The organism is Streptococcus sp. HMSC061D10, from assembly GCF_001808865.1.
Taxonomy (GTDB): Bacteria; Bacillota; Bacilli; order Lactobacillales; family Streptococcaceae; genus Streptococcus.
Genome location: NZ_KV795012.1, coordinates 49565 through 62768 on the forward strand (window position 1 = coordinate 49565; position 13204 = coordinate 62768).

The 13204-nt window shown below is 39.9% G+C and carries 10 protein-coding genes and 1 pseudogene; all 11 read left to right on the top strand.

Translation table 11 applies throughout. The features are described 5' to 3' along the window. Positions 1-100: 100 nt before the first annotated feature. A pseudogene (gene ftsA / locus HMPREF2728_RS05280) lies at positions 101-1292 on the top strand (cell division protein FtsA); the annotation flags it as partial. Next, on the top strand, positions 1283-1474 hold the full coding sequence (locus tag HMPREF2728_RS11055; RefSeq protein WP_398578144.1) for a cell division protein FtsA C-terminal domain-containing protein: 192 nt from the start codon (positions 1283-1285) through the stop codon (positions 1472-1474). The pseudogene ftsA and the gene HMPREF2728_RS11055, both read left to right, overlap by 10 nt. 17 nt (positions 1475-1491) lie before the next feature. Then, positions 1492-2748, top strand: a complete 1257-nt coding sequence (gene ftsZ, locus HMPREF2728_RS05285) for a cell division protein FtsZ (protein ID WP_049503964.1) — start codon at positions 1492-1494, stop codon at positions 2746-2748. 5 nt (positions 2749-2753) lie between these two features. After that, positions 2754-3425, top strand: coding sequence for a YggS family pyridoxal phosphate-dependent enzyme (locus tag HMPREF2728_RS05290; protein ID WP_075227282.1), 672 nt, complete (start codon positions 2754-2756; stop codon positions 3423-3425). Positions 3426-3434: 9 nt separating this feature from the next. Then, positions 3435-3986: a cell division protein SepF gene (locus HMPREF2728_RS05295; RefSeq protein WP_049510385.1), complete on the top strand. Its 552-nt coding sequence runs from the start codon at positions 3435-3437 to the stop codon at positions 3984-3986. Then, on the top strand, positions 3986-4249 hold the full coding sequence (locus HMPREF2728_RS05300) for a YggT family protein (protein ID WP_049503967.1): 264 nt from the start codon (positions 3986-3988) through the stop codon (positions 4247-4249). Before HMPREF2728_RS05295 ends, HMPREF2728_RS05300 begins: the two co-directional genes overlap by 1 nt. Next, positions 4246-5031 (top strand): YlmH family RNA-binding protein, encoded by a 786-nt coding sequence (locus HMPREF2728_RS05305; RefSeq protein ID WP_049510386.1) that lies wholly within the window; start codon positions 4246-4248, stop codon positions 5029-5031. Before HMPREF2728_RS05300 ends, HMPREF2728_RS05305 begins: the two co-directional genes overlap by 4 nt. Positions 5032-5039: 8 nt before the next feature. After that, positions 5040-5294, top strand: a complete 255-nt coding sequence (locus tag HMPREF2728_RS05310) for a DivIVA domain-containing protein (RefSeq protein WP_049503971.1) — start codon at positions 5040-5042, stop codon at positions 5292-5294. Between the two features lie 16 nt (positions 5295-5310). After that, positions 5311-6096: a DivIVA domain-containing protein gene (locus HMPREF2728_RS05315; protein WP_049510390.1), complete on the top strand. Its 786-nt coding sequence runs from the start codon at positions 5311-5313 to the stop codon at positions 6094-6096. A gap of 255 nt (positions 6097-6351) precedes the next feature. Next, positions 6352-9144, top strand: coding sequence for an isoleucine--tRNA ligase (gene ileS, locus HMPREF2728_RS05320; RefSeq protein ID WP_075227280.1), 2793 nt, complete (start codon positions 6352-6354; stop codon positions 9142-9144). Positions 9145-9697: 553 nt separating this feature from the next. After that, positions 9698-13204: lectin-like domain-containing protein (locus HMPREF2728_RS05325; RefSeq protein ID WP_148130270.1), on the top strand; the 3507-nt coding region annotated here is incomplete at its 3' end.

Sequence of the window (13204 nt, forward strand, 5' to 3'; positions counted from 1 at the left end):
ATGTTTTTTTTGTGTTATAATATTTTGTGAGTAGTTATGCCTTGGTGTAGCTATTAAAAATAGAAGTGTGAAACTGGGAAGATAGAGAGGACGCAGTGTAATGACTAGAAATGGTTTTTTTACAGGCTTAGATATCGGAACTAGCTCTATTAAAGTGTTGGTTGCAGAGCTTGTAAATGGTGAAGTAAATGTAATTGGCGTTAGCAATGCCAAAAGTAAAGGTGTCAAAGATGGGATTATCGTTGACATCGAAGCAGCAGCGACTGCTATTAAGTCTGCAATTTCTCAAGCAGAAGAAAAAGCAGGAATTTCAATCAAGTCTGTAAACGTTGGTTTGCCAGCTAATTTGCTACAAGTGGAGCCAACTCAAGGCATGATTCCAGTGACATCAGATACAAAAGAAATTACGGATCAAGATGTCGAAAATGTTGTCAAATCAGCCTTGACTAAAAGTATGACTCCAGACCGTGAAGTTATCACCTTTATTCCAGAGGAATTTGTCGTAGATGGATTCCAAGGGATTCGTGATCCTCGCGGGATGATGGGTGTGCGTTTGGAAATGCGTGGTCTCTTGTACACTGGCCCACGTACCATCCTCCACAATCTTCGTAAAACTGTTGAGCGTGTAGGCGTTCAAGTTGATAACGTGATTATTTCACCTCTTGCAATGGTTCACTCTGTCTTGAATGAAGGTGAACGTGAGTTTGGTGCGACTGTTATCGACATGGGTGGTGGTCAAACGACTGTTGCCACTATTCGCAACCAAGAACTTCAATATACAAATGTTAACCAAGAAGGTGGCGATTATGTCACAAAAGACATTTCAAAAGTTCTTAAGACTTCTAAGAAAATTGCAGAAGGTCTAAAATTGAACTACGGTGAAGCTTATCCACCACTAGCTAGCAAGGAAACTTTCCAAGTTGAAGTGATCGGTGAAGTGGAACCAGTTGAAGTGACTGAAGAATACTTGGCTGAGATTATTTCAGCAAGAATCAAGCACATTTTTGAGCAAATTAAGCAAGACTTGGAAAGACGTCACCTATTAGACTTGCCAGGTGGTATTGTCTTGATTGGTGGAAATGCTCTTCTTCCAGGTGTCGTTGAATTGGCCCAAGAAGTATTTGGAGTACGCGTTAAGTTATTCGTACCAAATCAAGTGGGTATTCGCAATCCTGCTTTTGCCCATGTCATCAGCTTATCAGAATTCGCTGGTAGTCTTACTGAAGTGAATATTTTGGCACAACGAGCAATTCGAGGTGACGAAAGTTTACGCCACCAACCGATTGACTTTAGAAGTTCAGCTCAACCAGTTTCACCTGTTTCTCCACGACCAGTATTTAATACAGTGACAACTCCTGAGCCTGAAACAACTCAATCTGTTGAACCAGTAGCTCCTCTTCAATCAGAAGAAAAGAGCAAAGGTAAATTAACGGATCGTTTCCGTAGCTTGATTGGAAGCATGTTTGACGAATAAAATAGAGGAATATAAATATGACATTTTCATTTGATACAGCAGCAGCACAAGGTGCAGTCATTAAAGTAATCGGTGTCGGCGGTGGTGGTGGAAATGCCATCAACCGTATGGTTGACGAAGGCGTTTCTGGCGTTGAATTTATCGCAGCCAATACAGATGTACAAGCTTTGAGCAGTACAAAAGCTGAGACAGTTATTCAGCTCGGCCCTAAATTGACTCGCGGACTTGGTGCAGGAGGTCAACCTGAAGTTGGTCGTAAAGCTGCAGAAGAAAGCGAAGAAGTATTGACAGAAGCAATCAGTGGTGCTGATATGGTCTTCATCACTGCTGGTATGGGTGGTGGTTCTGGTACAGGTGCTGCACCAGTTATCGCTCGTATTGCAAAAAGCCTCGGAGCTTTGACAGTAGGTGTTGTAACTCGTCCATTTGGTTTTGAGGGAAGCAAACGTGGACAATTTGCTATCGAAGGGATTAACGAACTTCGTGAGCATGTTGATACACTCTTGATTATCTCAAACAACAACTTGCTAGAAATCGTTGACAAGAAAACTCCACTTCTTGAAGCATTGAGTGAAGCAGACAACGTTCTTCGTCAAGGTGTACAAGGGATTACAGATTTGATTACAAATCCTGGTTTGATTAACTTGGACTTTGCAGACGTTAAGACTGTTATGGCCAATAAAGGTAATGCCCTTATGGGGATTGGTATCGGTAGCGGTGAAGAACGTGTTGTAGAAGCTGCTCGTAAAGCAATCTACTCACCACTTCTTGAAACAACTATCGATGGAGCAGAAGATGTGATTGTCAACGTAACTGGTGGCTTGGACTTGACTTTGATTGAGGCTGAAGAAGCATCAGAAATTGTTAACCAAGCAGCTGGTCATGGTGTTAACATCTGGCTTGGAACATCTATCGATGAGACAATGAAAGACGAAATCCGCGTGACTGTTGTTGCAACAGGAGTACGTCAGGATAAAGTTGAGAAAGTTGTAACTGCTCAACCACGTCAAGCAACACATCGTGAACCTGCTCGAACTAGCCATGTACAAACTTTTGACCGTAATTTTGATATGGCTGATACAGCAGAAATTCCAACTCCAAGTTATCGCCGTCAAGAAGCGCCAAAGACATCGGCCTTTGGTGACTGGGACTTGAGACGCGATGCCATTGTTCGTCAAGGAGAACCAGTTGTTTCTCCAGTGGAACGCTTTGAAGTTCCAGCGGCAACAGATGAAGATGAGTTGGAAACACCACCATTCTTTAAAAATCGTTAATGAAGATGAATTTAAAAGAAAATACGAACCTTGTTTTTCAACAGATATCGAATGCAGTTCAGGAAGCCGGTCGTGAAAACGATTCGGTTTCTGTGATTGCGGTGACCAAATATGTAGATGTTGAAACAGCCTCAGCTTTGGTTTCGCAAGGAGTGCAACACATTGGTGAGAACCGTGTTGATAAATTTCTTGACAAGTATCATGCTCTAAGTGATAAGAATCTTACCTGGCATTTGATTGGAACCTTACAGAGACGTAAAGTCAAGGAAGTGATTTCTTATGTGGATTATTTTCATGCTTTAGATTCCTTAAAGCTAGCTCAGGAAATTCAAAAACGAGCGGACCACAAGATTAAGTGCTTTTTGCAAGTAAATATTTCTAAGGAAGAAAGTAAGCACGGTTTTTCGAAAGAAGAATTGTTAGCCCTCTTACCCGAACTTTCAGAATTAGACCAGATTGAGTATGTAGGTCTGATGACCATGGCTCCATTTGAAGCAACTAGTCAAGAATTACTAGAGATATTTAAAGAAACTCAAGAATTGCAAAAAACCATTCAAGAAAAACATCTCCCTAATATGCCGATGACCGAACTAAGTATGGGTATGAGTCGAGACTTCAAAGAAGCGATTCAATGTGGTTCAACTTTCGTTCGAATCGGTACAGCATTTTTTAAATAGGAAATAACCATGTCACTAAAAGATAAATTTGATAAGTTTATAGATTATTTCACTGAAGATGGAGAAGAGGTGGCACCAAGCGTTGCTGAATTAAAGTCTGAACAAACCTTAACTTCAGTTTCGGCTCCAAAGGAAGAACTTCCACGAGCTCAACAGTCACCACAATCTTCACAAGTGAATTCTAAAGAGAAAAATATTACGCGCCTTCATGCTCGTCAGCAAGAGTTGGCGATGCAGAGCCATCGTAGCACAGAAAAGGTAACTATTGATGTTCGTTATCCTCGTCGCTACGAAGATGCAACAGATATCGTTGATTTGTTGGCAGGCAACGAAAGTATTCTCATTGACTTCCAATATATGACTGAAGTACAAGCACGCCGCTGTCTAGATTACTTAGATGGAGCTCGCCATGTGCTAGCTGGTGAATTGAGAAAAGTTGCAAATACTATGTATCTTTTGACACCAGTAGGAGTTGTGGTTAATATTGAAGACATTCGCTTGCCAGATGGTTCTCACGGTGAAGAGTTTGATTTTGATATGAAGAGAAATCGAGTGAAGTAATGATTTTTCTAATTCGTTTAATACAGAATGCTGCGACTATCTATTCATGGATACTTGTAGCTTTTGCTCTATTATCTTGGTTACCCAATGCTTATGATACAGCACTAGGTCGTTTGTTAACTAGCTTAGTCAAACCGATCCTTCAACCCTTGAGACGTTTGCCACTAAGGGTTGGTGGTTTTGATTTTACAGTTTGGGTGGCTGTCATTTTAGTTCATTTAGTCGGTAACTATCTGATCCGTTTTCTTTTAATACTAGCATGAGAAAAGATATTTATCAGCATTTCTCAGTCGAGGATATTCCTTTCATTGATAAGGGATTGGAGTGGCTTAGGCAGGTAGAAGAGCACTACGCTCCCATCCTAACTCCCTTTATCAACCCCCATCAGGTCTTTATTTTAAAGACATTGGGGAATCATCAAGGAATTCAAGTTTTTTCAAGCAACGATTTCGTACCTAGTGAGTATAGTCGTGTGCTTTTTGCACCAGATTATTTCATACCGACTTTGATGGATTTTGAAATGGAATTGCTTGAGATTGTTTATTCTAGTAAGTTCGACCAATTGACACATGCCAAGATTTTAGGAACTGTTCTGAATCGTTTGGGAATTGATCGCAAATTGTTTGGTGATATTTTAGTTACGGAGAATAGGGCTCAAATCATTGTGGACCAAAAATTCACTTCTCTCTTTCAAGATGGAATTCAAAAAATTGCTAGATTGCCTGTCAAACTAGAAGTCGTATCTTTTGAAGAATTGGTAGAAGCCGTGAGTGATTATCAGGAAAAGGAAGTTTTAATTCCGAGTATGCGCTTGGATGCTTTCTTATCAAATGTTCTGAAATTGTCTCGCTCGCAGACAGCTGATTTATTAGAAAGAAAATATGTTCAGGTAAATTACCATCTTGTTGAAAAATCTGACTACCAAGTTAAGTTAGGTGATTTAGTAAGTGTCAGACGCTTTGGACGGATTATCTTACTCAAAGAAAATGGTCAAACCAAAAAAGATAAGAAAAAAATAACAGTCCAATTACTACTAAGTAAGTGAGAAGAAAAATGTCAATTACACCACAAGAAATTATTGATAAAGCTTTCTCCATTAAATTCAGAGGCTATAATAAGGAAGAAGTTGACGAATTTTTGGATAAGATTTATTTTGACTATGAGGAACTAGTCCGTTACAAGGATGAAACTGAAGTCTATATCAAAAGATTAGAAGAACGTCTTTCGTCTTTTACTGATGATTTTCCTAAAAGAACAGTGACAAGCGAGCAAGAACCAGAACCATTGAATGATTCTATTTTTTATTAAGTAAGTGAGGAAAAATATGCCAATTACATCGTTAGAAATCAAGGATAAAACCTTTAGTACCAAGTTTAGAGGTTTTAATCCTGAAGAAGTTGATGAATTTCTAGATATTGTTGTTCGTGATTATGAAACGCTTGTTCGTAGTAACCATGAAAAAGAGCAACACATTAAAAATTTAGAGGAACGTTTGTCTTATTTTGATGAGATTAAGGAGTCATTGAGCCAGTCTGTATTGATTGCTCAAGATACTGCAGAACGTGTCAAACAAGCTGCCAATGAACGCTCTCAAAATATCCTTAAACAGGCTGAACAAGATGCCCAGCGTCTGCTTGATGAAGCTAAGTATAAGGCTAATGAAATCTTGCGTCAAGCTACGGATAATGCTAAGAAGGTTGCAGTAGAGACGGAAGAATTAAAGAATAAGAGCCGTGTCTTCCATCAACGTTTGAAATCTACGATTGAGAGTCAATTGGCCATTGTAGACTCTTCTGACTGGGAAGAAATTTTGCGTCCGACAGCAACTTACCTTCAAACAAGTGACGAAGCTTTTAAAGAAGTTGTCGGAGAAGTTTTGGGTGAAGATGTAACTGGATATCATGATGAAGAACCAATTGACATGACTCGTCAGTTTTCACCAGAGGAAGTAGCAGAGCTCCAAGCTCGCATTGAAGCAGCTAATCGAGAATTGGCTGAATCACAAAAAGAAACAGTTCCAGATAATGCTAGCTCAGTAGTAGAAGGAGTCGTTTCTTCAAACCAAGATTCTCAACCAGCACCCTTGACAGAATCTATTGATCTTTTATAAGAAAGAAAATCTGAGAACAAGATCTAACCAAACATATTTACAGCGAGTAGGCGATGGTGGAAGTCCTACAGTCCCTGTTGATTAGATTATCCTCTCAAGTTATCAAGTCTGAAGTTAGTAGGATTTGACGTTCCCCACGTTACGGGAAAAGAGGGAGAAAGACTAGTTCTTTTTCCGAACAAAGGTGGTACCACGATTTTCGTCCTTTTTAGCGAGTCGTGGTTTTTATTTTGTCTATATAAAAAAGGAGATATCATGAAACTCAAAGAAACTTTAAATCTTGGGAAAACTGACTTCCCAATGCGTGCAGGCCTTCCAACCAAAGAGCCAGTCTGGCAAAAAGAATGGGAAGAAGCAAAGCTCTACCAACGTCGTCAAGAGTTGAATGAAGGAAAACCTCATTTCACTCTTCATGATGGCCCTCCGTACGCTAACGGAAATATCCACGTTGGTCATGCTATGAACAAGATTTCAAAAGATATCATTGTTCGTTCTAAGTCTATGTCAGGATTCTACGCACCATACATCCCAGGTTGGGATACACACGGACTACCAATCGAGCAAGTTTTGGCAAAACAGGGTGTCAAACGCAAAGAGATGGATTTGGTTGAATACTTGAAACTTTGCCGTGAATACGCTCTTTCTCAAGTAGATAAACAACGCGAAGACTTCAAACGTTTAGGTGTTTCTGGTGACTGGGAAAATCCATATGTAACTTTGACCCCTGACTATGAAGCAGCGCAAATTCGTGTCTTCGGCGAGATGGCTAACAAGGGCTATATCTACCGTGGTGCCAAGCCAGTTTACTGGTCATGGTCATCTGAGTCAGCTCTTGCTGAAGCAGAGATTGAATACCATGACTTGGTTTCAACATCACTTTACTATGCCAATAAGGTCAAGGATGGCAAAGGTGTGTTAGACACTGATACTTACATCGTTGTTTGGACAACAACTCCATTTACTATCACGGCTTCTCGTGGTTTGACTGTTGGTGCGGATATTGACTACGTTTTGGTTCAACCTGCTGGTGAAACTCGTAAGTTTGTGGTTGCTGCTGAATTGTTGAACAGCTTGTCTGAGAAATTTGGCTGGACTGATGTTCAAGTTTTGGCGACTTATCGTGGCCAAGAATTGAACCATATCGTGACAGAACACCCATGGGATACTGCAGTAGATGAACTCGTTATCCTTGGTGACCACGTTACAACTGACTCTGGTACAGGTATCGTCCATACAGCTCCTGGTTTTGGTGAGGACGACTACAATGTTGGTGTGGCTAATGGTCTTGAAGTTGCTGTGACAGTTAACGAACGCGGAATTATGATGGCTAATGCTGGCGCTGAGTTCGAAGGTCAATTCTATGACAAGGTGGTTCCAACTGTTATCGAGAAACTAGGCAACCTCCTTCTTGCTCAAGAAGAAATCTCTCACTCATACCCATTTGACTGGCGTACGAAAAAACCAATCATCTGGCGTGCAGTGCCACAATGGTTTGCCTCTGTATCCAAATTCCGTCAAGAAATCTTGGATGAAATTGAAAAAGTGAAATTCCATTCAGAATGGGGTAAAGTTCGTCTTTACAACATGATTCGTGACCGTGGTGACTGGGTTATCTCTCGTCAACGTGCTTGGGGTGTTCCACTTCCGATCTTCTATGCTGAAGACGGCACACCAATCATGACAGCTGAAACGATCGAACATGTAGCTCAACTCTTTGAAGAGCATGGATCCATCATCTGGTGGGAACGTGATGCTAAAGACCTCTTGCCAGAAGGATTTACACATCCAGGTTCACCAAATGGTGAGTTCAAGAAAGAAACAGACATCATGGACGTTTGGTTTGACTCAGGTTCTTCATGGAACGGAGTTGTGGTTAACCGTCCAGAACTCAAATACCCAGCTGACCTCTACCTTGAAGGTTCTGACCAATACCGTGGTTGGTTCAACTCATCACTCATCACATCTGTTGCCAACCATGGGGTTGCACCATACAAACAAATCTTGTCACAAGGTTTTGCCCTTGACGGTAAAGGTGAGAAGATGTCTAAATCTCTTGGAAATACCATTGCTCCAAGCGATGTTGAAAAACAATTTGGTGCGGAAATCTTGCGTCTCTGGGTAACAAGTGTTGACTCAAGTAACGACGTGCGTATCTCTATGGATATCTTGAGCCAAGTATCTGAAACTTACCGTAAGATCCGTAACACTCTTCGTTTCTTGATTGCCAATACATCTGACTTTAACCCAGCTCAAGATTCAGTAGCTTACGAAGAGCTTCGCTCAGTTGATAAGTACATGACTATTCGCTTTAACCAGCTTGTTAAGACCATTCGTGACGCTTATGCAAACTTTGAATTCTTGACAATCTATAAAGCCCTAGTGAACTTTATCAACGTTGATCTATCTGCCTTCTACCTTGACTTCGCCAAAGATGTTGTTTACATTGAAGGGGCTAAGTCGCTTGAACGTCGTCAAATGCAGACCGTCTTCTATGATATTCTTGTGAAAATTACCAAACTCTTGACACCAATTCTTCCTCACACAGCTGAAGAAATTTGGTCATATCTTGAGTTTGAAGCCGAAGACTTTGTTCAATTGTCAGAATTGCCAGAAGCTCAAACATTTGCGAACCAAGAGGAAATCTTGGACACATGGGCAGCCTTCATGGACTTCCGTGGTCAAGCTCAAAAAGCCTTGGAAGAAGCTCGTAATGCCAAAGTAATCGGTAAATCCCTTGAAGCTCATTTGACAGTTTATCCAAACGAAGTCGTGAAAACTCTTCTTGGAGCTGTTGATAGCAATGTAGCTCAACTCTTGATCGTCTCAGAATTGACTATCGCAGAAGGACCAGCTCCAGAAGGTGCAGTAGCCTTTGAAGATGTGGCCTTTACAGTTGAACGCGCTGCAGGTGAAGTTTGTGACCGTTGCCGTCGCATAGATCCAACAACAGCAGTACGTCACTACCATGCAACCATCTGTGACCACTGTGCAAGTATCGTTGAAGAAAACTTTGCGGAAGCAGTTGCTGAAGGATTTGAAGCTAAATAATTTTATATACTGGAGGTTGGGACAAAAGATCCCGACCTCATTTTTTATTAGGAATCAAACTTTGACGCGGTAGCTGATTGAACTTTTTGTTCGTCTTTTAGACTCCAAAAAGCTCCTAATCATCCTCGCGGGGCTGGGACTACGAAATCGAGACTTTGGTCTATCGATTTCTGTCCCACCGCCTTTTTTATGGAGTGAATACTCTCTTATTTTAGAAAATAGAAACTAAAATGTTTTTAGATCTGATATAAATCCTTTTTGTAAAAAATTTGTAAATAATCACAAATAAAACAAAAATAAGTTTTTAAAAAACGTATAAAATAAAATTGGCAAAAAATCACTATTTTCAATGTTTTTCAGGATTAATCAATCTTATTTTCACATCAAAAATACTTGTATTTATAGGTTGAAAAGGATACCAAGCATATGTATTTATATAAAATAGAACTATTTTAAAAAAGAAAACAAATAATTTGAATAATGAAAGCGAATAAGTTATAATGGCTCTGTATGTAAAATACAACATTACAAAAATAAAAAAGGAGAATGTGCGATGTATTTTAACCGTAAAAATGCGGAACAAAAGAACTGGCGAATGATCAAAAAAGGAAAACATTTCTTGTTTGGTTGTTCGCTAGTCTTTGCAGTTGGAGCGACTTTAGCTACTCCAGCAGTCCATGCTGACAGTGTAGAAGCTAAGGCAGAAACTACAACTTTAGCAACGCAAGCTGAACCTACTACAGAGACACCGACCTATGTGGCACCAGCTACAGCTAGCTCAGTTGCAACTGAAGTAGTAGAAGCAAATTCAGCAACAACTGTCGTTTCAGCTGACAAATCTCAACTAGAAGCTGTTTTGGCGCAAGCTAAAGCTAAAAACTTGGAAGGTCAAGAAGCTTCCGTTAAAGCTGAAGTAGCAGCTGCAATTAAAGAAGCTGAAGCATTAGTTGCGAACGGTTCAGCAAGCCAAGAACAAGTAAACCAAAGTGTTGAACGCTTGACTCAAGCAGTGGCAAGTGTGAAGGAAGTTACTGAAGCAACAGTTGAAATAACAACTGAAGCAGCATCTGAAGAAACTACAGATTCTTCAGAAACTCCTAAAGTCAGAAACAAACGTGCGACTTCTGAAGGAACATCACGTGCAGTTGATGAATCGAGACTTGATCGTGTTACAGTAACGAAAGATAACTTTGATAGTTTCTTTAAAGAAGGTGGTACGGCAAATTATGATGAAACGTCTGGAACAATTAAATTAACAGATGATGTATCTGGTCAAGTTGGTAGTGCTTACCTTCGTTTTAAAATTGATCCTAGGGAAGACTTTACCTTTACTGGTAAGGTAGATATTGGTGATAAATATGAAGGACATAAAGTAAATGGTCGCGATGGTGGAGATGGAGTAGGTTTTGTCTTCCATACAGGGAATGTAGATACTATTGGTCAATCTGGTGCTTCCATCGGTATGGGTACTATCAAAAATGCCTTTGGTTTCAAACTAGACTCATGGCACAACACTTCTAACCCAAATGCTAACCAAAATGCATCAGCCGATCCAAGATATGGTGGAAATGCATGGAGAAGTAATGCCTTCGGTTCATTCTACTCATCAAATAATGCTGGTAGGGTAACGACAAGTAGCTCAGCAGCAAAAGCTCTAAATCCAAAACCTAATGGCGAATGGGTAGACTTTAAAATTGAATATAAAGGTCAATCAAAAGAGTTTATTGTAACTTACGGTTCTGAAAAATGGTCAACTAATTTGAAGACTGCGAATGCTTCAATCATGGAACCAACTGCTAAGACTGCTCTTAACAACTCAAATGCAACTTATGCATTGTCATTCTTAGGAAGTACGGGTTCGGGTACCAACTTGCAACGTGTGCAAATCGAAAAATTTGAGTTTACTGCACCACAAATTGTACAAGTAGCCTTTTATGATGAAGCGGGTAATGAGCTCGCAGCAAGTAGTGCGATCCCAGGAGATAGAGATCAAGTTGTTAATTTGAGTAATATCGAAGCAGTACAAAAAGCTATTACGAAAATAACAGCTAAAGGCTATACACTTAAGGAAGTTAATTCTGATAGAGCAGAAACATATAACTCGGGAGCCAACACTGTAACACTTAGAAGTGGTGGACAGTTACTGAAGTATGTATTTGCAGTGCCTACTCCAGAGGTAACTAAAACATTACCTTCAGATGGTGGTATGCTGCGAAATGGAGGTATTAAATCAACTGATAATACATTATCAGGGACAGGAACACCTGGTGCAACTATTAATATTAAAGTTGCAGGAAACACAGTTGTAGACAACGTAACAGTAGAAAGTAACGGTAAGTGGACAGCGACACTTCCAACTGGATTAAATAGTAATGTAACGACACAAGATCAATTAGTTCCAAAAAACAGTTTAGTAGTTACACAAAAAATAGGTGTCAGTGAAAGTGAAGAAGCAGCAGTAGATGTTGCACTTGGTGAATCAAGTGTGCAACCTTCAACTGATTCAAAAGATCAACAAAGTATTGTTGCGGAAACTACGACAGTTACATTAAAAGTCCCTCATGATGCAGGAATTACTTACTTTGATTACCCTAATGCAAACAATGGTAGAAGTGAAGTAGCTATTAAACGCGATTCAATTCCTGGGGCATGGACTTCAAAAGACGAATCAAAAGCAGTTGTTACCTCATACTCTAGTGATGGTTTCTTTGATACAGTTGTTCTTGAAATGAAGGATAAAATCCAAGCAGGTAAAGCTAAGGTCATTTCAAATATTAAAGAAACTAAATACTCAAGTCCAACTGGGTGGAAAGAAATTAATGTAGAAGCAAAACCTGACACAACACCTCCAGCAGCCCCAACTGTAAACGCAGTTAAGGCAGGTGCTACTAGTATTACTGGTACAGCAGAAGCTAATTCTAAAGTAGAAGCTACATTACCAAATGGTAGTAAAGTATCTACAACAGCAGGAGCAGATGGAAGCTTCACTATCCCAGTTTCAGCTTTGAATGCTTATGATCAAATTAGTGTTACAGCTACAGATGAAGCAGGTAACAAGTCAACTCCAACTAAAGTTACTGTAAAAGAAACAGTTCGTCCAGTTCTCAACATTCCTTACGATGATGCTGAGAACCAAGTAATCTATGTGTATTCTGGTGAAGAAAATAATATAGAACTAAAAATTACTGATAACTCAGGAAAAATTTCTAAAGCGTATTTAGTATTTGCTCAAGATAATCGTACAGGTTTAGGGACAGAAGATACTGGATATTTAAATGGTAAAACGAAAAGTGCTTTATATTTAAAAGCAAATAGATTTGGTTCAGAAACAACAGCTACAGAAACAAATCCAGCTATTATTAAATTAACAGCAAATATTCCAAATGGGTCTTACACTGATGGAACTGGTATGACACGTTATCTATTTGCAGAAGACGCAGCAGGTAATACCTCATACGAGCATGTTGGTGCAAACATGGATAAAGGTGCTCTTGGACGTATTCGCTTTGTTTGGAAACCACAAACATTCAAGTATACTGCAGTAGCTCCGTCAACACCTATTACATCAAACACTGTTCCAGAAGCGAGTGCTATTGAAAAAGCTATTAAACATGCCAATCCAACGTTCAGTGACAAGATTGGAAGTGTTACTTTAGATGGTACGAATGTTAAGGTTACTTATAAGGATGGAAGTACAGATACCCTAAGCGCGGACTCAGTTTTCAAAATTGAACCAACTGCACCTACAGTAACACCAGTTAAGAATACGTCAGCGTTAACTACACCAGAAAAACAAGCTGTAGAAGCAGCAGTAAGAACAAAGAACCCAGATGCGACAACAGTAGTAGTTGGAAATGATGGTTCAACAACATTAACTTACTCAAATGGCTCAACAGCTAAATTGACACCAGCACAAACTGTCAGTCAAGCGGACGTTACAGCACCAGCAGCACCAAGTGTAAGCCCAGTTACAGCAGGCGCTACAGCAGTTACAGGTACAGCCGAAGTAGGCTCAACAGTCGAAGTAACCCTTCCAGATGGTTCTAAAGCAACAGCGAAA

Excerpts from the sequence above, each read along its gene's own strand:
- ftsZ (WP_049503964.1), top strand. The coding sequence starts at position 1,492 with ATGACATTTTCATTTGATACAGCAGCAGCACAAGGTGCAGTCATTAAA.
- HMPREF2728_RS05290 (WP_075227282.1), top strand. The coding sequence starts at position 2,754 with ATGAATTTAAAAGAAAATACGAACCTTGTTTTTCAACAGATATCGAAT.
- HMPREF2728_RS05295 (WP_049510385.1), top strand. The coding sequence starts at position 3,435 with ATGTCACTAAAAGATAAATTTGATAAGTTTATAGATTATTTCACTGAA.
- HMPREF2728_RS05300 (WP_049503967.1), top strand. The coding sequence starts at position 3,986 with ATGATTTTTCTAATTCGTTTAATACAGAATGCTGCGACTATCTATTCA.
- HMPREF2728_RS05305 (WP_049510386.1), top strand. The coding sequence starts at position 4,246 with ATGAGAAAAGATATTTATCAGCATTTCTCAGTCGAGGATATTCCTTTC.
- HMPREF2728_RS05310 (WP_049503971.1), top strand. The coding sequence starts at position 5,040 with ATGTCAATTACACCACAAGAAATTATTGATAAAGCTTTCTCCATTAAA.
- HMPREF2728_RS05315 (WP_049510390.1), top strand. The coding sequence starts at position 5,311 with ATGCCAATTACATCGTTAGAAATCAAGGATAAAACCTTTAGTACCAAG.
- ileS (WP_075227280.1), top strand. The coding sequence starts at position 6,352 with ATGAAACTCAAAGAAACTTTAAATCTTGGGAAAACTGACTTCCCAATG.